Below are 22,634 nucleotides of genomic sequence, written 5' to 3' on the forward strand. Positions count from 1 at the left end.
CAGCATCCGCGCATGATCACCGACGACTGGCCCCTGGGATCTCCACGGCGATCTCACCACTGAGCCGGGCGCCAGCCGCGAGCGGGAGCTCGTCGCCGCTCCAGAATCGACCCGCGTCGTACCAGCTCGACCGCCGGCCGGTGGGCAGCAGACCCATCGCCTCGTACGTCACCGCGATGACCTCCGCGCAGTACGCGGTCTCCAGATAAACACCGCGCCCACCGCAGCCACCGCCCCTGCCCGGCAGGGACCATCGCCGGCCACGGGTCTGCCGCAGTGTCGACAGGCCTTCGCGCACGCCGAGGGCTGGTACCCGACCACGCAACCAACGCGACACCATCCGCGCGCTCGACGGGAACGGGGTTCCGTCCAGCCGCGCGATGGTCCGCAGCACGGCGTCCTCCATCTCCGGTGTCACCGGCTGGTCGAGTTGGCGGAGCCAGGCCTGCTGGCCGTACTTCCGCGCCCAGACGAGCACCGCCGCCCGGAGATCATGCAGCTGGACTCCCCGCTGGTGCGTACCCGACCACAGGTCCGGCAACGACCGCCCGAGCTCGGCGTGCCACATCAGCGGCGGCAGATCGTCGAGGACGACCGACATGCCGACATGGTTGACCGGGCTGTTCGTGGTCACCCGGATGGCGCGATCGGCCATGGAGTGGCCGCGGAATAGCCAGATGTCGCCGGTACGTGTCAGGTCCAGCGCCTCGTCCAGGGTGATCGTCGTACCCGGCATGGTCGTAGCCTAGGCAGGTGCGCTGGTGGAAATGGCTGGGACTGGCAGGCGTGGTGGGTGTCGCGGCGACGGGTGCGGTGATCGTCCGGGCCGAGCGGCGCCGCCAGGCCTACACGCCCGAGGAGATCCGCGCCCGGCTGCATGCCCGGCTGGCGGAGGCGACGCCCGGTGGGTCCGCGGGTAGCGACGGCTGACGCGAGAGCCGATGGCCGATTCGTTCAAGGCGACCGGGGGATGCTCGGACTAGCGTGCCGAGCCAATGCGGGGAGCCCTCCTGGCTCCGCCTATCCCTCTCGTACGAAGGAAGTCCGTTCATGCAACCTCGTCTTGACGCCATCGGGATGGTCGTCGCCGACATGGCACGGTCGCTCGCGTTCTATCGCCGGCTGGGCCTCGACATCCCGCCCGAGGCCGACACCGAACCCCACGTCGAGGCCCCGCTTCCGGGCGGCCTGCGGCTGATGTGGGACACCGAGGAGGTGGTCCGTTCGTTCGACAGCGAATGGAAGCCGCCGAGTGGTGGGCACCGGATCGGACTGGCCTTTCGGGTCGATTCCGCGGCCGACGTCGACCGCACGTACGCCGAACTGCTGGAGCTCGGATACACGGGCCACAACCCGCCCTGGGACGCGTTCTGGGGCCAGCGCTACGCCACCTTGGCCGATCCCGACGGCAACTCCGTCGACCTGTTCGCCCCGCTCGACGGAGGAGCCACCGCCGCAGGAGCCTGACGGCCGCGCGGCCGGTCCCGGCCGGATGCGTTGACCGGGCGTGCTACCGCTCCCTAGCGTCTCCAGACATCTAGACGTCTATAGGGGGTCACCGGGGACACCCCCCGTGACTGGAGGTCGCCGTGGTCGCCGCGGAACGTCCGTACAAGCTCGGAGTCATCGGTTGCGGTCGGGTGTTCCGCTGGCCGTACATGTCGCTCATCCAGCAGCTGCGCACCCGCGGCCAGCTCGACGAGATCGTCACCTGTGACGCCAACCCAGAGGTCCGCGAGATCGTCGCCGACCAACCCGGCGTCGTCAGTTTCACGACCGACCACCGCGAGGTCCTCGACGACCCGGACGTCGACATCGTGATGGTGCTCACCTCGATGCCCGAGCACGGGCCACTCGCGAAGGACGCGCTGCTCGCCGGCAAGCATGTCCTCGTCGAGAAGCCGATGGCCATCACGCTGCCCGAGGCGGCCGAACTGGTCGAGCTGGCCAAGACGAGCCCGGGCCACCTCGTGTGCGCGCCGTTCGTCATCCTGAGCCCGACGTTCCAGGCGATGTGGCGGCACGTCATGGCGGGCGACATCGGCCGGCCGACGCTCGCCCGCGGCCGCTACGGCTGGGCCGGCCCCGACTGGGGGCCGTGGTTCTACCAGGCCGGCGGCGGGCCGCTGTTCGACCTCGGCGTCTACAACGTCACCGCGCTCACCGGGCTGCTGGGACCGGTACGCCGGGTGTCGGCGTTCACCGGCAAGGTCCACGACCAGCGCATGGTCGACGGCCGGATGATCGACGTCCAGACGCCGGACAACTACCAGATCCTGCTCGACTTCGGCGGGTCCGTCCTCGCCACGGTGACGACCGGTTTCTCCATGCAGCAGTACCGTTCGCCCGCCGTCGAGATCTACGGCACCGAAGGCACCGTCCAGATGCTCGGCGACGACTGGGCACCCCAGGGGCACGAGCTGTGGCAGAACTCCGAGGGCGCGTGGAAGCTGTACGCAAGCCCGAACCCAGGATGGCCGTGGACCGCCGGTCTGCAGCACCTCGTCGAGTCGGTGGCTGCCGGGACCAAGCCGCTGGTCGCACCGGAGCACGCCTACCACGTGCTCGAGGTCATGCTCGGCGCCATCGCGTCCGGTGAGGACGGAAAGCACCACGAGGTGTCGAGCACGTTCCCGGCGTTGTCGTTCGGTGACGGCGAGGCCGGGCGGGAGGCGGCCCACCGGGTGCACGACCGTACGCACGCGAGCAGATGACGGGACGCGCGGCGGCGTCGACCACCGGTCAGCGGGTACGACGGGACCGGGACAACCCGCTGCCGCTCTACCACCAGGTGGCGGCGGGCATCCGCGACCAGATCCGCGCGGGCACGCTCGGTCCCGGCGCGCGGCTGGCCTCGGAGTCCGCGCTCAGCCAGCAGGCGGGTGTCAGCCGGATGACCGCGCGGCAGGCGATCGCGCTGCTGGTCGCGGACGGCCTGGTCGTGGTCCGGCACGGGGTCGGGACGTTCGTCGCCGAGCCGAAGCTCACCTACGACGCACTGCACCTGCTGGGGTTCAGCGAGACGCTGGCCGCGCAGGGGAGTACGACGACGTCGGACGTGCTGGAGCAGGCCGTCGTACCGGCGTCGCCCCACGTGGCTACAGCTCTGGGCGTCGAGGCCGGCTCGCCGGTGGTCACGGTGCGGCGGATCCGCAGGGCGCACGGTGAGCCGCTGGTCCTGGAGGCCAGCTACCTTCCCCACGCATTGTGCGGCGGACTGGAGAAGGCCGACCTGACCGGTCGTTCGCTCTACGCCACCCTGGAATCGGACTTCGGGCTGCGTCTCGCGGGTGCCCGCCAGCATTTCGCCGCCCGCGGCGCCAGTGCCGCCGAACGCGCCCACCTCGACCTGGCCAAGGGTGCCTGCATCATGGCGTTGTGGGGAGTGAGTGAGGACTACGCCGGGGAGCCGGTGGAGTACTTCGAGGCGACGTACCGGGCGGACCGGTTCGAGTTCGCCGCGTCCAGTCGCCGCCCGCGTGCCGGTCGCGGGGGACCGGGTGGTTCCGGGACGGGCGACGACGCCAACCCGTTGCGCGTCGTCCTCACCGATTCCACCGCCGATGTCGCCGAGCAGGCCGGTCCCGAGGATGGGTGAGCCGGCCCACACCCGTGAGATCCCGAACAGATCCGGAGGAAGAGACGTGGCCTACGCCCCCTCTCCGCGCCCGACATTCACCGAGCCCACCCACATCCCGTACCGCTCGGTCACCCGCCACCTCTGGGGCGACGACGGCGCGGGTCGGGTGTCGGACTGGATCTACGTCTCCAGCACCGACATCCACCAGTTGGTGTTCGGCCTGCCGCCGCGCGGGCGCTTCCGGCACTCCGACTCGTTTCGTACGGTCTTCGCGGCCGACGAGGTGTTGTACGTCCTCAGCGGAGTCATGCTGATCGCGAACCCGGAGACCGGCGAGGTGCATCGCGTCACCCCGGGCGAGGCGGCGTTCTTCCGGCGGGACACGTGGCACCACGTGATCAACCATGGCGACGAGGAGCTCCGCGTGCTGGAGTTCTTCTCCCCGCCGCCGTCGCAGGGGACGTCGGGCAGCTACGCACGCACCCGCCCGTACCTCGAGCAGTCGACGTACATCCAGGACCACGTGCTCGGATCCTGGCCGGCGGAGCGTGACAAGATCCGGTCCGCGGACACGATCACCAGGATCGGCGTCGCCGACCGGCGGCTCCGGTTGGAGGGACACCAGCAGCAGGTGCTCGTCGGTCTGCTGGCCTCGACCGAACACCTCACGGCCGGTGTGGTCGAGCTGTTGCCCGGCCGGCGTGGTGACGTCGAGTCCCATGCCGGCCAGGAGGCGTTGTACGTCACGCGGGGACGGCTCAACGTCCACCTCCCGGAGGCCGGGCCGGATGTCGCGTCCTGGTGTGAGCTGGAGCCGGGGGACGGGTTCTTCCTCCCGGCCGGTACGCCGCACCAGTACTACAACTGGTCGGCCGAGCCGGTGGAGTTCGTGTTCGGGGTGGCCCCGGCGTACCTCCCTGACGCCGGCCAGGCGACCGCCGCGACGCCGGAGTCGTCCGGGTGAGTCGTACGAGGTCCGCCAGCGACACCGCCGCCAACGCTGCCGCCAACACCGCCGCCAACACTGCCGCCAACACCGCCGCCAACACTGCCGCCAACACCGCCGCAGCCCCTCAGCTGCTCGTGGGAGTCGACGTCGGAGGTACGAAGATCGCCGGCGGCGTGGTCGACCCTCGCACCGGGACGGTCCGCCACCGGGTCACTGTGCCGACCGACCTGCGCCGGGGCAGCGACGCGGTCCTGCTCACGACGGTGGCCCTCATCCGCCAGCTCGCCGACGCCGTGGCGGACGAAGGGTGTCCCCTCGGCGGCGTCGGTGTCGGCGTCCCCGAGCTCGTCAGCCCGGCCGGCGACATCACCTCGGACCACCTGCTGGCCTGGCGCGGTGACGAGCTCTCGGCGGCGATCGCGGCGGACGGCAGACCTGCCGCCCGCACCGACCTGCCGGTACGCATCGAGTCGGACGTCCGCGCGGCTGCTCTCGCCGAGGCCCGCTTCGGCGCCGGGCGCGAACACGACGTCTTCGTCTACGTCACGATCGGTACCGGTATCTCGTTCAGCCTCGTCCAACATGGCGTGCCGTACGCCGGAGCCCGCGGCAACGCCCTGCTCCTGCTGGCGCCTGGCGCCAAGCCCACTGGCCCTGACGTCGTGGGGCGACCGGGCGCCTCCGATCAGCCGCCGTTGCTGGAGACGGTGGCCGCTGGTCCCGCGCTCGTCGAACGCTTCCGTGTCGCCGGTGGCCAGGTGGCCGGTGGTGAGGTGGCCGGTGGTGAGGTGGCCGGTGGCCAGGTTGTTGGTAGCCAGGTCGCCGGTGGTCGGGTCGAGCGCGATGCCCGGATGGTGCTCAACGCCGCCGCTGCCGGTGACCCGGTGGCGGTGACGGTCGTCCGTGACGCCGGCGACGCGCTCGGTGACGCGATCGCCCTGCTGGTGAACGCGCTCGATCCGGAGGCGGTCGTCGTCGGTGGCGGGCTCGGCCTTGCGGGTGGTGCCTACCTTGCGGGTGCGGTGGACCGGGCGCGGCGGATGATCTGGGCGCCTGAGACCCGGGCGCTGCCGATCGTGCCGGCCGGCCTCGGCGTCCACGCCGGCGTCGTCGGTGCCGCGCTGGCCGCCGACGCTGAGCATGGCCGCTGACGCTGACCATGGACGCTGACGCTGACGCTGACCGTCGATTTTCGGATTAGAGGGAGACCCTGAGGATGGTCTTGCCCTCGGCGGTGCGTACCTCCACGCCGGCGACGTCCTCGCGCGGGATGCTGGTCGAGCCGTGCAGGACGAGCGGGTCGGGCGCCCCGGGGACTCCGTATCCCTCAGGCGGCACCTTCCAGCTCATCGCCACCTGTCGTTGGCCGTCCCTGGAGACCGCGATGAGCTGGCAGCTGAGCGGGCCGTGGACTCCGCGGAGTTCCATTGCCAGGTGGGTGCCCCACTTGCGGCTCTCCACCCCGATCACGCCGGTCGTACCGGTCGCACGGTCGGTTGTCGCGAATCGTTCGCCGGTGAGCAAAAGTTCGCCCGCCGGGCGGTGCACACTGTCGGGCGTGGCGGTGGTGTCGCGCCCGCGATCCGCGATGAACGTGCCACCGACAGCACCGGCCATGAGCAGGACGACGGCCGCGGCCGCCGCGAGTAGCCGGTCGGGCCGGATCCACCGGCGCTCGTTCGTGCCGTCCGCGCCACCGGAACCCCGCGCTCCATGCGGTCCGCCGGCCCGACGCGTACGGCCCGCTCTGTCTGCACTCGCCCCGACGACCCCGGGGGCGGCCAGCCGCCCGCGTCTCCGCAACTCCAGGACGGCGCCGTCCGGTTCCGCGCCGTCCACCGGCCCGTCCACTGCACCGTCCACTGGGCCGCCCACTGCACCGTCCACTGGGCCGGCAACCGCACTCGAGTCGAGTACTGCGGGGTCCACGTCGCGGAGCGCTCCGGCGAGTCCCGCGAACTCCGCCAGCTCGGCCTGGCACCTGGCGCACTCCGCGAGGTGGCTGTCGAAGGCCTGCCGGTCAGCGTCCTCGAGCAGCCCGAGCGCGTATGCCGCGACGTCGGTGTGCGGACCGTGGTCCGTGTGATCGATCGTCGTCATGGCAGTGTCACCCCCCGTTCTTCCAGCGCCAGGCGGAGAGCGCGCAACGCGTAGTAGACCCGGGACTTCACCGTGCCGACCGGGACACCGAGGTTGTCGGCGGCCTGATTGACCGTACGGTCCTTCAGGAACGTCTCCACGAGCACCTCGCGATGAGCTGGGGTGAGCGCCTGCAGCGCTTCGGTGACGGTGACGGTCCGCAGGAGCCGCTCGGTCTGGTCCTCGACGGGCACTTCCGGGAGCTCGTGGGCCACCTCGGCGGGCCGGGCGTCTCGTCGACGTCGGTCGTCAATCACGATACGTCGCGCGACGGTGCCGAGCCAGGGCATCAGCGACCGTCCGTCAGGGTCGAGCTCCGCAGCGTTGCGCCAGGCCCGCAGCAACGTCTCCTGCACGACGTCCTCGGCCCATTGCCGCTGCCCGCCCGTGAGGCGCATGGCGAACGCAAGTAACGGTGTGTAGTAGTCCCGGTAGAGGATGTCCATGAGGTCCTGGCCCGGATCCTCGGTGGTCTGGGCGCGACGACCTCTTCTGCCGCTCACCCTGAAGGGGTTCATCGCTCGGCCTTCGGCATGCTGGATCTCTTGCTCGCACCCATCTGGTTTCGACGGGGCCCACAACGTAGCAGCGGACGGGCCCCCGGCCAGTCCGAGGCTGACTCCACCCCGTGCCCGGCTGGTGACGCCGTACGCCTCGGATTGTCCTGACGGTACCTGACGACGCGGCGTACCGCCCGGGACGGATTGGCCGTTCAGGTCGCGCCCCGCTGACCTCGTGTCCTACTGTGTGCAGGCGGCGACGCGCAACGGCGCGGTACGCGCCGTGCGTCGGCATCACCGCAAACGGGGGGCTACACCGTCCGTCCACACGACCAAGTCAGCCCAGCGTTCAAGGTGGTTTCCATGGGTATTGGTGCCAGCATCTTCCTCATCGCTGTCGGCGCCATCCTCGCGTTCGCGATCGAGTACGACGTCTCTGGTCTCGACATCTCCGTCGTCGGCTGGATCCTCATGGTCGTCGGGGCGCTCGGCCTCGTGGTGACCATGGTGATCTGGGCGCCGCGCCGTCGGCAGGCTTCCGGGCGCACCGAGGAGTACGACACCCGGCGGCTCTACGGTCGCTGATCTCCCGTCCTCACCGAGCGATACGACACCGCCGGGTGCGCGGCCGCTGCCGCTCGGCCGTCGGCCGTGTAGTCGGTCCGCGGTCAGCGAGCGGTCAGCGACCACCGGTCGGGTCGGGACGGACAGTGGCAGGCGTACATCTGCTCCGTCTTCCCGCTCATTCCGCATGCGTGACCGTAACCGGCCGGCGACGATGGGGTACGGAGCGAGGAGAAACATGCGCGCAGCCATGTACACCCGGGAGCGCACACTCCGGGTCGAGGAACACGAACCAGTGCCGCCGGGCCCCGGTGAGGTCCAGATCGAGGTCGCGTACGCCGGGATCTGTGGGACCGACCTGCACATCCGCCACGGTGCGATGGACGCCCGGGTCCCCGACCGCGCGATCCTCGGGCACGAGGCGTCGGGCAGGGTGGTGGCGGTGGGTGCCGGGGTGGCGGCCGATCTGGTCGGTGCGCCCGTCACGGTCATGCCGCTGCGGTGGTGCGGCATCTGCGCCGCCTGCAAGGCCGGTCATTCCCACGTCTGCCAGCGGCTGCGGGTCATCGGCGTCGACCTGCCGGGTGCCATGCAGAGTCTCTGGACCGTACCCGCCGATGTCGTCATCCGGCTTCCCGACGATCTGCCGCTCGACAAGGCCGCCCTGGTCGAGCCGACCGCGGTCGCGGTTCACGACGTACGCCGGGCGAACCTCCGCGGAGGCGAGTGGGCCGTCGTCATCGGCGGCGGTCCGGTGGGCCTCCTGATCGCACGGGTCGCCAAGGCAGAGGGCGCCGGGGTCCTCGTCGTCGAGCCCGACCCGTACCGCCGCGGTGTGGCGGAGGAGATCGGGCTGACCACGCTCGACCCGACAACTGAAGATGTTCCGGCGTACGTCGCCGACTGGACGGCTGGCGCCGGCGCGCCGGTCGCGTTCGAGGTGTCGGGTGCGGCCGCTGGCGTGCGTACGGCGACAGACGTCCTCGGGGTCCGCGGCCGGATGGTCGTCGTGGGAATCCACCCCGACCCCGTGCCCGTCGACCTCAACCAGGTCTTCCTGCGCGAGCTGTCGATCGTGGGTACGCGCGTCTACGACCGGGCCGACTTCGACACCGCGGTCGAGCTGGTCCATCGCGGCGACGTGCCGGTGGAGTCCCTGATCTCCGAGATCGTGCCGTTGGCCAAGGTGAGCCAGGCGTTCGACGCACTGGAGTCCGGCGGCGTCGTCAAGGTGCTCGTCGACTGCCAGGCGGACTGACGGATCGCCTCGATGCATCATCGGTACCCGGTCGCTCGCCAGGGTGACGTGGTCAGCTGAATCACCGACCCGGCACGGAGTTGGTCGACGCGGACCGGTGCGCTCGCTAGCGTGATCAGATGCCCCCGCCGCCCGCTTCCTCAACCGAGGCACCCACTCCGCACCCGCCGTCGCCGTCGGCGGCCATGATTGCCCAGGCGTTCGGCCTCGGGCGGCCGATCGAGTCGCTGGTCCCCCACCACCACGGCAACCACGAGACGTGGGCGCTCGCCACCATGGCGGGGCGCTTCCTCGTGAAGCGGCTATGGGTCGGTCCTGACCCGGAGTGGCGACCGGACCTCGACCGCGCGATGGCGTTCGAGGTCCGTGCCTGTGACGCGGGGATCGACGCGCCTCGACCGATCGAGCCGCGCAGCCCGGCGTTCGGGTGCGCGACCCGCGTGCACGGGTTCGGCGTGTTCCGGGCGTACGAATGGATCGACCATCGTCCGGTCGACAAGGACGACGACCTGGGTGAGTGGCTCGGTGCGACGCTGGCCCGGCTGCATCAGCTGGAGCCGCTCGACGCCACGCCGGAGCCGCAGTCGTACGGCCTGTTCCCCGCTGTCCGCTGGCACGCCTGGCTCGCCGACGGCGAGGCACAGGGGCGGCTGTGGGCGCCTGCCCTGCGCAAACACCTGGCCGACATCCTCGACGCGTCCCGCTGGATCGGCGAGGCGTTCGCCGAGGCCGGCGGATACGTGGTGACGCACCGCGCCGTGGAACCGTGGAACGTCCTGATCTCCGAACGCGGTCCGGTCCTCATCGACTGGGACACCTCCGGTCCCGACAGTGCCCCGCTCGAGGCCGCCCACGCGCTGTTGGACTTCGCCGCCTTCGGCCGTTCGGCACCGGACGCGGCGATGGTGCGCCGCGCGCTGTCGGCCTACACAGCGGAGGGTGGTGCCGCGCCCGGTACCGGTCGGGCCGTGATCGCCCGCCGGGTGGGGCTCCGGCTCACCCGACTGGCCGAACGCCTGGAGGTGACGCTCGGGCTCGTCGACCACCGCTCGATCGAACCGATGCAGGCGGACGTCCGGGCCAGGGAGCAGATCGAGGAACTGCCCGACCTGGTCATGCGCCTCACCGGGTGGTCCACGCTCCTCGCGACCTGAGCCCGCACCTCTCGCCGAGCGGGTAGGAGAGATCCCGGACGCCACCGGCCAGGCGTAGGAAAGACTGGGGGCCACGACGTACGGGAGACAGCGGCACGATGAGTCACGGGCACAACCACGGCACGGTGACCGGCGCTCACCGCGGCCGGTTGGTCGCCGTTCTCGCGTTCACGGTGGCCGTCCTGGTGATCGAGGCGGTCGGCGCGGTGCTGTCGGGGTCGCTGGCGCTGCTCGCCGACGCGGGGCACATGGCGACGGACGCGGCCGGCGTCACGATGGCGCTGATCGCCATCACCCTCGCCCAGCGCGCGCCGACCGCCAGGCGTACCTTCGGATGGCAGCGGGCCGAGATCCTCGCCGCCGTCATCAACGCCGTGCTGCTGTTCGGTCTCGCCCTCTACATCCTCGTCGAGGCGGTACGACGCCTGCTCGACCCGCCCGAGGTCGCGTCGACGTTGATGCTGGTCGTCGCGGTGATCGGCCTGGTGGCCAACACCGCGTCGCTCCTGCTCCTGCACCGTGCACAGTCGGAGTCGTTGAACATCCGGGGCGCCTACCTCGAGGTGCTCGGCGACCTCGTCGGCTCGGTCGCGGTCGTCGTGGCGGCGGTCGTGATCGCCGCCACGGGATGGGTCGCGGCGGACGCCGTGGCATCAATCGCGGTCGGCGTCGTCATCCTGCCGCGGGCATGGGTGCTCCTCCGCGACGCCGTCGATGTCCTGCTGGAGACGGCGCCCAAGGGTGTCGACCTCGATCATGTGCGCGATCACATCTGTTGTGTCGCTGGTGTCCTCGAGGTCCACGACCTGCACGCCTGGACGATCACCTCCGGGCTTCCGGTCCTGTCCGCCCATGTGGTCGTCGACGACGCCACCATCGCCGGCGGACAGACCGGCAAGGTGCTCGACGCGCTCCGCGCCTGCCTTGCGCATCACTTCGATGTCGAACACTCGACGTTCCAGATCGAGTCGGTCGAGCATCGCGGCCACGAGGGCGCCGTGCACGACTGAGCCTTCGCTGATTTGTCGGGCCAATCAGCGGCATGGTGCAACCCCTCTCCTGCGGCAGCGGTTTCCTTACGGAGGGAAGAGGGAGGAGTCATGTCCGAAGACCCGACGCTGACTGACGCAACTCGGGTCGAACTGTTCCGCCTCATGATCCTGGTGAGGGCGTTCGACGACGCCGTACGCCGCGAGTTCGAAGCCGCAGCGGCGCGAGATCAGGACCATGACGATCACCCGGCCGGCGACGTCGATCGAGACGGTGACCGGGCCAAGGCCCTGGGGTTGGCGTTTGTCGGGCGGGAGCCCGTGGCCGCCGCAGTGGCGGCACAGCTGCGACCACGCGACGCGGTGACGGCCGTGACGAGGCCGCACCAGCTCGCGGTTGCGCGCGGCTTGGACCTCCACCGCCTGGCGGAGGAGTCGGTCGGCCTGGCGCATCGACACGGGAGCACGCACGGCGTCGGCGCGGAGCGGCCCCAGTCCGGTGGCATCGCGAGCATCGCTCCACCCGCAGGTGGGTCGGCGCAGGACGCCTGGGCCGCCGAGGACCTCCGCTGGACCAGCCCGCTGATGTTGTCGGAGGGCTACCTGTCCGCGCTCGGGCGCGCGTTCGCGTTCCGGGAACGCCGCAGCGGCCAGATCGCGGCGTCGATCGTCGACCGGGCAGTGGCGGACGAGGAAGGTTTCCGGTCGGCCATGACTCTGGCCAATCTTTGGAAACTGCCTGTTGTTTTCGTCGTCGAGGACGACTATGGAACGACCCCACCAATGGCTGCGAGTTCGGGGAGTACCGAGATGGACAGCCTCACCCCCTTGACGACCTATGACATCCCGGGGGAACGTGTGGAGCACAACGCGGTGGAAGCGATCTACACAGCGACCGGGCGCGCAGTGACCCGAGCCAGGTCAGGCGAAGGTCCTTCCCTCGTTGAGGTAGGCACCGTGAGAGTGCGGCAGGAAGACGCCAGCCGGGTTACCGGCTACCTGCCGGATGAGTACGACGTCGTGGCCCAGGACCCGCTCCCGACGTATGAAACCAGCCTGCGACAGCAGGGAACCGTCGAGGACGAACGGCTGGCCCAGATTCGTACCGAGGCGGTTTACCGGGTGTCACAGGCGATCAGAATGGTCGCCGAGAACCAACGCCCCGAAGACTGCCCCCTCTGTGCACGGAAGGTGGCCTCGTGAGTCGACTGTCGAGCGTGCCGGTGCGGTGACCTTGTAGTGAGACGTCCGGGCTGGGTCAGCGCCAGTCCGGTAGGGCCCCAGACCTGTTGGCCCGCAGCATTCTTCTCCGGATAGGCGCGAGCCCGCGCCGGGCCGGTCTAGATCGCCCGCCTCCGCGATCTGGACCGCCCCGACGTTGGCTCGCCGGCCCGGCCCCTTCCCCCGACCCTCACCTATTGTTGAGGTGAAGGTGTGCGTGGCCGCCGGTGAGGTCCTGGCGCTGCCGCGACGTGGCCAAGCCGGATCGGAGTGCTCGGACGATGGACGATCCCACCTGGGACCAGAAGGAACTCACCGTCGGCCAGCTCGCCGCACGCAGTGGCGTCGCAGTCTCCGCGCTGCACTTCTACGAACGGCAGAACCTCATCACCAGCCGGCGTACCTCCGGTAACCAGCGCCGCTACCTGCGTGACACCCTCCGCCGCGTCGCGCTGATCCGGATCGCGCAGCGGGTCGGCATCCCGTTGGCGCATGTGGGAGACGCACTCGCAGAGCTCCCGGACGGTCGCACACCCAACCGGCGGGACTGGGAACGCCTGTCCCGGCGCTGGCGGGCGGAGCTCGACGATCGCATCCGCCAGCTGCAACAACTGCGCGACGACTTCACCGACTGCATTGGGTGCGGGTGCCTTTCCATCGATCGGTGCGCCCTCGCCAACCCCCATGACCGGCTTGCCGCGAGCGGATCGGGACCACGCCGACTCGTCGGTGACGCGGCGCCCGAACCCTCGCCATCCGACCCGTCCTCATCGGCTACGTCCGCATCCCGGCCTTCGGCGTGTACGGAGCCTTCGTCGGGGTCGTCAGTTTCCGGGCAGGTTGAGTGCACCTCATCCCACTGCGGGGAAGGCTCCGAATCTCCCATGAGCGGGTGTGTTCACGCCTGAACGGGCGCAATCGGAGCAACCACTAACGAAGTCCCGTGCTGAACGAATTGCCGACGTAGTAACAGCGATGGGTGGGCATCACTGGTCCCCAGGGACTTGCGCTGGCACCTCAGGCTTCGGCACTATGCGTTACCGAAATTCTTTCAGGACGTCCGAAGCAGGTCACGCTCCTAGCCGCTCAATCCGCCGGCGGCGTACGCTCAGCGCCGCTGGCAGCTCGTTCGGTGGAATAGCGTAAAAACCGCATAGCAACTGCTACATATGCCCACCGGGAATCTCGCAGAAATTCGGCTGATCGGCGTTTGGCGCGTAGGCCGGTTTCTTCTTGTTTTGGCGGGCATCGCCCGAGTATTCGATGTCGAACGCTGTTGGAGGCTACTGGTCATGGCGCCTGTGAGCAGGAGGACCGTCCTGAAGGGGGCCGCTACCGCGGGTGCCGCCGCTGCGGGCGGGTGGCTGTCAGGTTGCGGCGAATCACCTAATTTGAACCGCGGGGCCAAGAAGACGCTGAGCTTCTGGGCATTTACCGACACTCGAACAGCCTGGCAGAAAAAGGCGTGGGAACTATACAAGAAGGAAAGAAATCCCGACTTCGAGATCGAGTGGCTGGTGTTGCCCTACCAGCAGATGCACGACCAGCTGCTGGTTACCGCGCAGGCGCAGTCCGGTGGGCCAGATATCGTCGATGTCGAGATCGGGCAGTTCGCGCGCTATATCAAAGGCGACGTCATTTTCGCCGACCTCAAGCCGAAGCTCCAGCAGATGGGTGAATGGGACAACCTCTATCACCCGTCCGCGACCGATCCCTGGTCCTGGCAGGGCAAAACCTACGGAGTCGGTAACGAGCTCAATGCCTGCTTGATGAGCTATCGGCACGACGTCTGGGAAAAGGCGGGCGTCAACACCGAGATCGCCACGTGGGAGGAGTTCGTCGAGGAGGCCAGGCGGTTCCACCGCGACACCGGCGACGTGCTCCTGGACCAGGCGTATCTCGACGCCAACCAGTGGTGGCTGCTGACGCTCCAGGGCGGCGGCGGCTACTTCGGCGCTGACGGCAAGCCGGCGTTCAACCAGCCGCCCGGCCTTCGCTCCCTCACGTGGATGCAGGACGCCGTGAAGGACGGCTGGTCGATCCTGACCCCGCAGGGGCAGAGCTACAACATCGCGCTGGAGAAGGGGAAGATCGCCTCCCTGCTCGGACCGTCCTGGCGGTTCAGCGGATTCGTCCAGCAGAACATCCCCAGTACCAAGGGCAAGTGGCACCTGATGCCGTTCCCACGCTGGGAAGCCGGAGGTTCCCGCACGGCGACGTGGGGTGGCACCGGGGTCTCGGTGCTGAAGACCAGCGATTTCGTGGAGGAAGCGATGGACTTCGTGCTCTTCGAGCACACCACCACCGAGGCGCTGATGTACGACTTCGCCGGTCGGCAGGTCTGGCCCACCTACCGGCCGGCATTCCAGGAGTCCAAGCTCAACGAGCCGCTGGAGTTCTTCGACAACCAACGGGTGGGCCAGTTGATCAACGAGGTGTCTCCCGAGATCAACAACGCCTACTCGTCCCCTTACTACCAGGAGGCGACGAGCGCGCTCGTCCGAATCGGCGTGACGCCGGCCATGCAGAACCTCAACATTCCGCCGAAGACGGCGCTGACCAACGCCCAGAACGAAGCCCTGGACACCATCGAATTCGTGACGGCGTAGCTCCTGAGAAGGGAAACTGACCCGCTATGGCATCGACGACTCTCGTGACCCGCCTGAGCCGGCCACTGTGGCCAGCTCGAGAGTGGTGGTGGCGCCGTCAGCGACGTGTTGCGCCCTACCTGTTCATCGCGCCGTTCTTCATCCTGTTCGCGATCTTCGGCCTGTATCCGATCCTCTACTCGTTCATCCTCAGCTTCACCAAAGGCTTCGGGTTCGAGGAACGGTCGTTCTTCGGACTGGGGAACTATCTGCACCTGTTGGGTGACGAGCGCTTCGGCATGGCGATGCGCAACACCACGATCTACGCACTCGGCAGCGTCTTTTTGATCGGCGGGGTCTCGCTGCTGCTCGCGCTTGGGATCAACTCGCGCCTGGTGCGGTGGAAGACGTTCTTCCGGACGGCCTTCTTCTTCCCCGTCCTCACCTCCGAGGTCATCATCGCGGTCATCGCGTTCCGGATCCTGGACGAGAACGCCGGCCTGCTCAACTACGGCCTGAAAGGTCTTGGCCTGGATTCGATCGCGTGGCTCACCGATCCGAAGGTGGTGATGTTCTCCATCGTCCTGATCGGTATCTGGACCTGGACCGGCATCAACGCGTTGTACTGGATGGCCGGCCTCAACGCCATCGACGAGGACTACTACGAGGCGGCCGCCATTGACGGTGCAAGTCGCTGGCAGTCCTTCTGGCACATCACGCTGCCGCTCCTGCGGCCAATCGCGCTGTTCGTCGTGTTGCAGGCCATCATCGGTTCCTACAACCTGTTCGCGTTGCCGCTCCTGCTGACCCAAGGCGGCCCGTCCGATGCATCGCTGACGGTGACGCTCTACATCTACAACCAGGGCTTCCAGTTCTTCAATGTGGGATACGCCAGCGCCATCGCCTACGTGATGACGTTCTTCCTGCTGGCCGTGTCCGCGATCAATATCAAGGTCTTCGGTGGTTGGGCGTCTCCCGGTGAGTAAGGCAATCGTGTCCAGTCTGGGTCCCCGACCAGAGAGGCATCTTCTGTGATGAGTGAGGCTGTAGTGATGACTCAGGTTGTAGTGATGGCTCAGGCTGTTGTGACGGCTGGGGCTGTAGTGAGGAGTGGGGAGGGTAACCATGGCGGTCGCTGACAAAGTGCTGATGCGTGACCTGAGGGCGCGCGCTCCCCGCCGGTGGAACGTCATCGTGGCGGCAGTCGTGCTCAACGCGGTGCTGCTGCTCGGCGTCGTGATCGAGGCACTGCCCTACCTCTACATGGCGTTCGGTGCGTTCAAGCCGAATGAGGAGATCTTCTCCGAAGAGTTCGCACTCTTCCCCCAGGCCTGGACCTGGACCAACATGTACGAGTTGGTCGTCGGATTCCCGATGCTGCGGTGGGCACTCAACACCACGATCGTGGCGGTGGTCGGCACGGCTCTCACCGTGACGCTGGCGTCGTTGGCAGGATTCGCATTCGCCAAGCACGAGTTCCGGTTCAAGAACCAGTTGCTGGTCATCATGCTGGTCACGATTCTGTTGCCGACCCAGGTGCTGCTGGTGCCACAGTTCGAGATCATGCGTACGCTCGGCTGGTTCAACACCTATGAGGGTCTGATCATCCCGCGCGCGGTGACGGCGTTCGGGATCATCCTGATGCGGCAATACACCCTTTCGGTACCGAACGAACTGCTGGATGCCGCGCGCGTCGACGGTGCGACAGAGTTCCGGATCTGGTGGCGCATCGTCCTGCCGTTGGTGCGGCCGGGTGTCGCCGTACTCGGAATTCTCACCTTCCTCGGGCTCTGGAACGACTTCTTCTGGCCGCTGGTCATCACCACCGACCCGAACATGTTCGTGATGAACCTCGGCATCGCCTCGCTCGTCGGGCCGTACGACTTCCGCTACGGAATGTTGCTGTCCGGGGCGCTGCTGGCGTCATTGCCGGTGATCCTCGTGTTCATCTTCTTCCAGAAGCAGTTCGTCTCCGGCCTCACCCGGGGCGCCCTGAAGTAGGAGTGCGCACGGCGCCACCCATGGTGGTGGCGCCGTGCGCAACGCCAGCCGGGTGAAGGGGCGTCAGCCGTCCCGGGGCCGCGTGACAGACTCGTGCGCATGCCTGAGAAGCCGACGAAATTCCGCCTGCGTCCGGCGTTGCGCCTCCGGGTCGTCGGCATGGCCTGCCTCTGGCTCGGTCTCGCTCTCCTGCTGGACGTCCTGCGGCGGAGCGTTCCGGCGCTCGACCGGCCGGCGCTGCTGGCGGTGGAGTGGCTCCTCGTCGCGATCTTCGCGGTCGTCGCGGGCTGGGTCGCGTGGACGATGCTCAGCCGTGGCGCGCCGCTCGCGATGGACGCCGCCGGCTTCCGCAACCAGACCACGTGGCGCCGCGACAGCGTGCGAACCGCGCGGTGGACCGACGTCGCGGACGTACGCCGGGTCGACGGCGCGGCGGGCACCGTCTTCGTCCTCGAGCTCGCAGACGGGCGGAGCAGCCTGATCGCCTCCCGGCTACTCGACGTACCAGCCCAGACCCTGGAGGAACAGCTTCGGGACCGGTTGAACGACGCACACGGCTACCGCCCGCTCTAGGCGTTACCGCCCACACATCGTGGACACTGGGCGGACGGGCGACCCGCGAAGGGCCTGGTCACCAGGCCGTATGAGGGTCCCCTCATCCAAGACGCCGAGGTCATGCGTACGACATCCGTCCACCACGACCGGGTCACAGAGCACCGCTTTGATTACAAATTAGAGTCGACTCAAAGCTGAGCGTAACCCTTTGGTTCGACGCATCGTTGAACAGCATGATTGCGCCATCCCTCCATGGTGTGTCACCACGCGCCGCCTCGGCTCCCACGCCCCCCACGGGAGCTGGGGCGGCGCGCTGCTTTGGGCCGTTGCTCGGAGCCGCCGTCATCGGGCGCCGCCCGGCCCGTCGGCGGAATCGGCCGCCGGTGATCGCCGGGTTGGGTCAGTCGACCGCCGGGTGGTAGGCGCAGGCGTCGTCGAGCGAGTCACCGCCGGGCGCTGGCGTGCGACTCGTGCTCGGCGACGGGGACGCCGAGTCGTCGGAGTCGTCCGTCGGCGTCGGCGACGGCGTGGCGTCCGGGGATCCGGTTTCGTCCGGTGCGGGCTTCGGATCCTGCCCGGGGTCCGACACCTGTTCGGTGCCGCTGCTCCTGATCGCCTTGGCCACCATGGACCGGATCAGGTCGTAGTCGGGGTCCCAGGGACGGATGATCGTGTTCGTGAACGCGATGCTCTTGACCTGGGCCCCGCGCTGCACCTTCATCGACAGGTCGACGAACGCGGGAAGAAGCGAGCCTGGGATATCGGTGAAGACGATGTCCTTCGAACTCTGCGCGATCGACTCGTAGCGGGTGAGGACCTTGCCCGGCTCAGCCTGGTCGATGATCGCCTTCATCGTGCAGCGCTGGCGTTCCATCCGGTGATAGTCGTCGGAGCCGTAGCGGCCGCGCGCGAACCATAGGGCGTTGTAGCCGTTGAGGTGCTGGTTCGGCCCGGGTTCGAGCCAGTCACTCGGCTCGACGCCCTCGTCCGACGAGCCACCGATCGCGACGCGTTCGTTGATGTTGACGGTGATCCCGCCGAGTGCGTTGATGAGTTCCTTGAAGCCCTCGAGATTGATGAGGACGAAGTAGTCGAGCTGGATCCCGAGTGCCGCGCCGACCGCGAGCTTCGTAGCGTCGGCGCCGGGGTTGTCGCTGTCGAGTAGCCCAGGATGCTGCTGCGGGACGTTCTCGTAGATCGAGTTGACCATCCACTCCAGCCGGTCGCCCGAACCGTCGTACGTGCCCTCTGGATAGGCGTCGGCGAGGACGGAGTCCGGCGGGAACGGCACCTTCTCGAGGTTGCGAGGCAGGCTGAAGAGGACCGTGTCGCCGGTCTCGGTGTTGATGCTCGCCACCTGCAGGCTGTCCGGCCGGATACCGATCCTGCCCTTGCCGCCGTCGCCACCCAGGAGGAGAACGTTGACCCGGTCCTGGCCGCCCCACGGATCCTTCTGGGTGACGTTCTTCGGCCGGGTGGCGCTCCTGCTGTCCTCGCCGGCGAAGACGTGCTCGACCAGGCCCCGCTGCACGCCGGCGTACCTGCCGCCGACCGCGAGTGGAAGGAGGATGACCAGAGCCAGCGCGACGATCATGCCGGAGCCGGCGAGCCGCTGCGCCACGCTCGCACGGTCGGGGCGCAGCGACCGGTAGGTGCCGACGATCACGCTGATCCACGCGAGTCCGAGGACCGGGAGCACCACACTGATCACATTGAGCGCCTCGGGCCGAACAGCCCAGTGCATGAGCTCGCGTAGCTGGGTGGTGGCGAGGTAGACCGCGCCGGCGGTGAGGAGCAGATAGACGAAGAAGATCAGCGAGCCCAGCCGGCGACGGTTGGCCGCCATCAGTCCGGTACCAGGGAGCAGTGTTCCGATTACGGTGAGTCCCAGTGCAAGGCCGAACGACATCGACGGACGGCGCGGCCGCATTGGCGGCCGCGGCCCGACGGGGCCGCGCCGCGGCACACCGTACTCGTCCCGGACAGACTCAGACATTGACCGTATTCAATCCCACTCGGCTGGCAATCGTTCGGGACCACTGATTATCGTTCGGGACCACGCAAAACACACCTGGCCGGCCGTCAACCGGGCTGGCCAGGTCTTTCTTACCCAAGCTCGACGAACGAACTCGCCGTGAGGTTGCCGCCCATATCGGACAGTTTGCCACCGAAGGTTGGCCGTACAAAGGCACGCACAAACCTGTTGGTCGGCAGCGCGGGCTGCCAAGATCGGCCGTACGACGGTTGCCGACGAGGAGGTCGCCTTGCGCAGCACGATGCTCGACGTCCCGCTCACCATCGGATCGCTGACGCATCACGGCAGCACGGTCCACGGACGGACAGGGTCCGTGGCGACGCTGACGGCCGACGGCGTACGGCGGGCACCGTATGCCGAGGTGGCCCGCAACGCCGCCCGCCTCGCGCACGCACTCCGCGGGCTCGGCGTCACCGCCGACCAGCGGGTCGCGACGTTCATGTGGAACAACCAGGAGCACCTCGAGGCGTACCTCGCCGTCCCGTCGATGGGGGCGGTGCTGCATCCCCTGAACATCCGGTTGCCCTCCGACCAGGTTGCCTACATCGCCAACCACGCGGAAGACTTTGTTGTCCTGGCGGATGCCACGCTACTCTCGGCGTTCGCCCCTGTCCTGCCGTCGCTCACGACGGTGCGCCACCTCGTGGTCGTGGGCGACAACGCCGCGGAAACTGCCAGCACTGTGCAAGGCAAAGCACCTGGCGTCGAGGTCCATGCGTACTCCGATCTGCTCACCGGGCAGCCCGACACCTTCGACTGGCCCGACACCGACGAGCGGTCAGCGGCCGCGATGTGCTACTCGTCGGGGACGACCGGCAATCCCAAGGGCGTGGTGTACTCGCATCGGTCTGTCGTCCTGCATTCCATGGGGATCGCGCTCGGCGACGCACTGGCGATCGGGTCGAACGACCGGGCGCTGCCTGTGGTGCCGATGTTCCACGTCCTCGCGTGGGGGATTCCTCATGCCTGCTTCCTGGTTGGGGCATCGCTGGTGCTGCCGGACCGGTTCATGACGCCGGAACCGCTCGCCAGACTGGTGGAGGACGAACGCGTGACCCTCGCGGGGGCCGTGCCCAGCGTGTGGGGCGGGGTCCTGCAGTATCTCGACGCCAATCCCGACACCGACTGGTCCAGCCTGCGCGACGTCATCGTCGGCGGTTCGGCGTGCCCACGAACGCTCATGGAGGGTTTCGAACGCCATGGCGTACGCATCCTGCACGCGTGGGGCATGACGGAGACCTCGCCGGTGGCGACCGTCGCAGTGCCGCCGGAGTACTCCGTCGGCGAGAGGCGGTGGCGCTACCGGTTGTCCCAGGGCCGCCTGGTGTCCCTCGTCGAAGCCCGGGTGGTGACACCTGACGGCGCGGTCGCGCCGTGGAACGGCGAGACCGTCGGCGAAGTGGAGGTACGCGGACCGTGGATCACCGGCAGCTATTACGGCGAGGACGCGTCGGACCGGTTCGACGACGGGTGGCTGCGGACGGGCGACGTGGGACACCTCGACGCTGACGGGTTTCTCACCCTGACCGACCGGGCGAAGGATGTGATCAAGTCCGGGGGAGAGTGGATTTCGTCGGTGCAGTTGGAGAACCTCCTCATGGGTCACCCGTCGGTCGCGGAGGCCTCGGTGGTGGGCGTACCCGACGAGCGTTGGGGAGAGCGGCCGCTGGCCACGGTTGTCGTACGTACCGGTGAGTCGGTGACAGCGCAGCAGCTGCGCGACTTCCTGGTGGGGCAGGTGGCTCGCTGGCAGCTGCCGGAACGTTGGTCCTTCGTGGCGGAGGTGCCGAAGACGAGCGTCGGGAAGTTCGACAAGAAGGTTCTCAGACAGCGTTATGCCGAAGGCGATCTGGTCGTCGAGACGCTCACTCCGCCTGCGCGCCAAGCTGGTGCTGCTGACGAGGAGTGAGCGCTTGTGAGGTATTGGCGCTATTCGTTCACTTTTCGGTTTACCCCTTCTGCATTGGGTAGTCGGACCACTGCTGTCCGTATTGTCTAGTGGAAGGACTGTCATGAAGAAGCTGCTTTCGGCGGCAAGTATCGCGGCCATCGTCGCGGTACCGACGCTCGCGACGCCGGCGTCGGCGAGCACGATCGCGCCGACGGGGGATTCGTCCCTGCTCGACCACCTCGGCCTCGGCCTCGATGTCGCCCTGTCCGCAGCGGTCCAGGTCGGGGATCTCCTCGCCGCCGCCCTGGGCCTCGGGGTGGGGCTCTAGCCCGAGGTTCGAGTATCACCAGTGAGGGCCCTTTCTCACAGCCGAGGAAGGGCCCTCGCCATCGCGTTGGCCTTGACTGGCCTTGCAGGCAAGGGTTCTGGGACGTCCGACGAGCACTGTCGGGCAGGGAACTCGGGCGACCCGTGAACCCTGTCTCGCCGGGGGTCCAGTCAGGGATGGGCCTGGAGTAGAGCGCGCACCTCGTCGTCCGACGTCGGGCGGAAATCCCGGTACCACCGACCGACCGCCTCGAACGGATCCGGCGTCAGCGGGCAGACGATCTCGTCGACCACGTCGGTGAACTCGCGCAACGCCTGCGCCGGCGCGACCGGGACGGCGAGCACCACCCGCGCCGGATCGAGACGCCGGACGGCCACCGCCGCAGCGCGGGCGGTAGCCCCGGTCGCTACGCCGTCGTCGACGAGGACGACGATCCGCCCGGCGAGCGGCGCCGGCGGTCTGTCTCCGCGGTATGCGGCCTCCCGCCGGGCCAGCTCGGCAAGTTCCTGCCGACTTACCTCGTCGATCTCGTCGGGGCGAATCCCGAGTTGTCGTACGACATCATCGTTGAGTACGCGAACCGCGCCGCTCGCCACCGCCCCCATCGCGAGCTCCGGGTGCCAGGGGACGCCGAGCTTGCGTACGCAGAAGACGTCGAGGGGAGCGCCCAGGCGTTCGGCCACGGCGGCGGCGGTAACGACGCCTCCTCGGGGGAGACCCAGAATGGTGAGGTCGGCACGCCCGGAGTAGGCCGCGAGCTGGTCTGCCAGCTGGCGACCCGCGTCATAACGGTCGGTGTAGCCGGCCGTGCGTACTCCGCTTCGCCTGGTCATGGCGGCACCTCTTAGGCACCGTACCTCGCCAGCGCCGGGCGAGCACCGC

General features: G+C 68.4%; 23 protein-coding genes. 18 read left to right on the forward strand and 5 right to left on the reverse strand.

Going from position 1 to position 22,634, the window contains the following annotated elements:
- Nucleotides 1-16: 16 nt before the first annotated feature.
- Nucleotides 17-736, reverse strand: a complete 720-nt coding sequence (locus ABNF93_RS26900; protein WP_349330983.1) for a hypothetical protein — start codon at nt 734-736, stop codon at nt 17-19.
- 17 nt (nt 737-753) lie between these two features.
- Between ABNF93_RS26900 and ABNF93_RS26905 the strand changes: the two genes are divergently transcribed.
- The 6 genes from ABNF93_RS26905 to ABNF93_RS26930 all read left to right on the forward strand — a co-directional run bounded on the left by ABNF93_RS26905 (nt 754) and on the right by ABNF93_RS26930 (nt 5,680).
- Nucleotides 754-930: a hypothetical protein gene (locus tag ABNF93_RS26905; RefSeq protein WP_349330984.1), complete on the forward strand. Its 177-nt coding sequence runs from the start codon at nt 754-756 to the stop codon at nt 928-930.
- A gap of 120 nt (nt 931-1,050) precedes the next feature.
- Complete coding sequence (locus ABNF93_RS26910; protein ID WP_349330985.1) at nt 1,051-1,467, forward strand: VOC family protein; 417 nt, start codon at nt 1,051-1,053, stop codon at nt 1,465-1,467.
- 122 nt (nt 1,468-1,589) lie between these two features.
- Entirely contained in the window at nt 1,590-2,714 is a 1,125-nt protein-coding gene (locus ABNF93_RS26915; RefSeq protein ID WP_349330986.1) for a Gfo/Idh/MocA family protein, read from the forward strand.
- On the forward strand, nt 2,711-3,598 hold the full coding sequence (locus ABNF93_RS26920) for a GntR family transcriptional regulator (protein WP_349330987.1): 888 nt from the start codon (nt 2,711-2,713) through the stop codon (nt 3,596-3,598). Before ABNF93_RS26915 ends, ABNF93_RS26920 begins: the two co-directional genes overlap by 4 nt.
- Nucleotides 3,599-3,644: 46 nt before the next feature.
- The gene (locus ABNF93_RS26925; protein ID WP_349330988.1) at nt 3,645-4,544 is read left to right on the forward strand and encodes a cupin domain-containing protein; all 900 of its coding nucleotides are present in this window, start codon (nt 3,645-3,647) and stop codon (nt 4,542-4,544) included.
- A complete protein-coding gene (locus ABNF93_RS26930) occupies nt 4,541-5,680 on the forward strand; it encodes an ROK family protein (RefSeq protein ID WP_349330989.1) in 1,140 nt (379 codons plus the stop codon). The genes ABNF93_RS26925 and ABNF93_RS26930 overlap by 4 nt, the downstream gene beginning before the upstream one ends.
- A gap of 46 nt (nt 5,681-5,726) precedes the next feature.
- Here the strand turns inward: ABNF93_RS26930 and ABNF93_RS26935 are convergent, their stop codons facing one another.
- Both ABNF93_RS26935 and ABNF93_RS26940 read right to left on the reverse strand, forming a co-directional pair.
- Entirely contained in the window at nt 5,727-6,629 is a 903-nt protein-coding gene (locus tag ABNF93_RS26935) for an anti-sigma factor family protein (protein WP_349330990.1), read from the reverse strand.
- Nucleotides 6,626-7,171, reverse strand: a complete 546-nt coding sequence (locus ABNF93_RS26940) for a sigma-70 family RNA polymerase sigma factor (protein WP_349330991.1) — start codon at nt 7,169-7,171, stop codon at nt 6,626-6,628. The genes ABNF93_RS26935 and ABNF93_RS26940 overlap by 4 nt, the downstream gene beginning before the upstream one ends.
- Before the next feature lie 360 nt (nt 7,172-7,531).
- On the opposite strand from ABNF93_RS26940, the gene ABNF93_RS26945 reads away from it, so the two are divergent.
- The 10 genes from ABNF93_RS26945 to ABNF93_RS26990 all read left to right on the forward strand — a co-directional run bounded on the left by ABNF93_RS26945 (nt 7,532) and on the right by ABNF93_RS26990 (nt 17,516).
- Nucleotides 7,532-7,753, forward strand: coding sequence for a DUF6458 family protein (locus ABNF93_RS26945; RefSeq protein ID WP_349330992.1), 222 nt, complete (start codon nt 7,532-7,534; stop codon nt 7,751-7,753).
- 217 nt (nt 7,754-7,970) lie between these two features.
- Nucleotides 7,971-8,990, forward strand: coding sequence for a zinc-dependent alcohol dehydrogenase (locus ABNF93_RS26950; protein ID WP_349330993.1), 1,020 nt, complete (start codon nt 7,971-7,973; stop codon nt 8,988-8,990).
- Nucleotides 8,991-9,109: 119 nt separating this feature from the next.
- On the forward strand, nt 9,110-10,144 hold the full coding sequence (locus tag ABNF93_RS26955; protein ID WP_349330994.1) for a phosphotransferase: 1,035 nt from the start codon (nt 9,110-9,112) through the stop codon (nt 10,142-10,144).
- A 98-nt stretch (nt 10,145-10,242) separates the two neighbouring features.
- Nucleotides 10,243-11,154, forward strand: a complete 912-nt coding sequence (locus ABNF93_RS26960) for a cation diffusion facilitator family transporter (protein WP_349330995.1) — start codon at nt 10,243-10,245, stop codon at nt 11,152-11,154.
- Nucleotides 11,155-11,244: 90 nt separating this feature from the next.
- Nucleotides 11,245-12,336, forward strand: a complete 1,092-nt coding sequence (locus ABNF93_RS26965; protein WP_349330996.1) for a thiamine pyrophosphate-dependent enzyme — start codon at nt 11,245-11,247, stop codon at nt 12,334-12,336.
- A gap of 299 nt (nt 12,337-12,635) precedes the next feature.
- Entirely contained in the window at nt 12,636-13,262 is a 627-nt protein-coding gene (gene soxR / locus ABNF93_RS26970; protein WP_349330997.1) for a redox-sensitive transcriptional activator SoxR, read from the forward strand.
- Nucleotides 13,263-13,523: 261 nt separating this feature from the next.
- Nucleotides 13,524-14,963: an ABC transporter substrate-binding protein gene (locus tag ABNF93_RS26975; protein WP_349330998.1), complete on the forward strand. Its 1,440-nt coding sequence runs from the start codon at nt 13,524-13,526 to the stop codon at nt 14,961-14,963.
- A 26-nt stretch (nt 14,964-14,989) separates the two neighbouring features.
- Nucleotides 14,990-15,928 (forward strand): carbohydrate ABC transporter permease, encoded by a 939-nt coding sequence (locus ABNF93_RS26980; protein ID WP_349330999.1) that lies wholly within the window; start codon nt 14,990-14,992, stop codon nt 15,926-15,928.
- A 139-nt stretch (nt 15,929-16,067) separates the two neighbouring features.
- Nucleotides 16,068-16,943 carry a carbohydrate ABC transporter permease gene (locus ABNF93_RS26985; RefSeq protein WP_349331000.1) on the forward strand — a complete coding sequence of 292 codons (876 nt, stop codon included), beginning with the start codon at nt 16,068-16,070 and terminating at the stop codon, nt 16,941-16,943.
- A 99-nt stretch (nt 16,944-17,042) separates the two neighbouring features.
- Nucleotides 17,043-17,516 (forward strand): hypothetical protein, encoded by a 474-nt coding sequence (locus ABNF93_RS26990; protein ID WP_349331001.1) that lies wholly within the window; start codon nt 17,043-17,045, stop codon nt 17,514-17,516.
- 382 nt (nt 17,517-17,898) lie between these two features.
- On the opposite strand, the gene ABNF93_RS26995 is transcribed toward ABNF93_RS26990, so the two are convergent.
- Entirely contained in the window at nt 17,899-19,494 is a 1,596-nt protein-coding gene (locus ABNF93_RS26995) for an LCP family glycopolymer transferase (RefSeq protein WP_349331002.1), read from the reverse strand.
- 268 nt (nt 19,495-19,762) lie between these two features.
- Here ABNF93_RS26995 and ABNF93_RS27000 point away from each other — a divergent pair, with 268 nt between their 5' ends.
- A complete protein-coding gene (locus ABNF93_RS27000) occupies nt 19,763-21,442 on the forward strand; it encodes a long-chain fatty acid--CoA ligase (RefSeq protein WP_349331003.1) in 1,680 nt (559 codons plus the stop codon).
- Between the two features lie 103 nt (nt 21,443-21,545).
- Nucleotides 21,546-21,752 carry a hypothetical protein gene (locus tag ABNF93_RS27005; RefSeq protein ID WP_349331004.1) on the forward strand — a complete coding sequence of 69 codons (207 nt, stop codon included), beginning with the start codon at nt 21,546-21,548 and terminating at the stop codon, nt 21,750-21,752.
- A 170-nt stretch (nt 21,753-21,922) separates the two neighbouring features.
- On the opposite strand, the gene ABNF93_RS27010 is transcribed toward ABNF93_RS27005, so the two are convergent.
- On the reverse strand, nt 21,923-22,585 hold the full coding sequence (locus ABNF93_RS27010; RefSeq protein WP_349331005.1) for a phosphoribosyltransferase: 663 nt from the start codon (nt 22,583-22,585) through the stop codon (nt 21,923-21,925).
- Between the last annotated feature and the right edge of the window lie 49 nt (nt 22,586-22,634).

The organism is Actinopolymorpha sp. B9G3 (genome assembly GCF_040120725.1).
In the GTDB taxonomy this organism is placed as follows: Bacteria; Actinomycetota; Actinomycetes; order Propionibacteriales; family Actinopolymorphaceae; genus Thermasporomyces.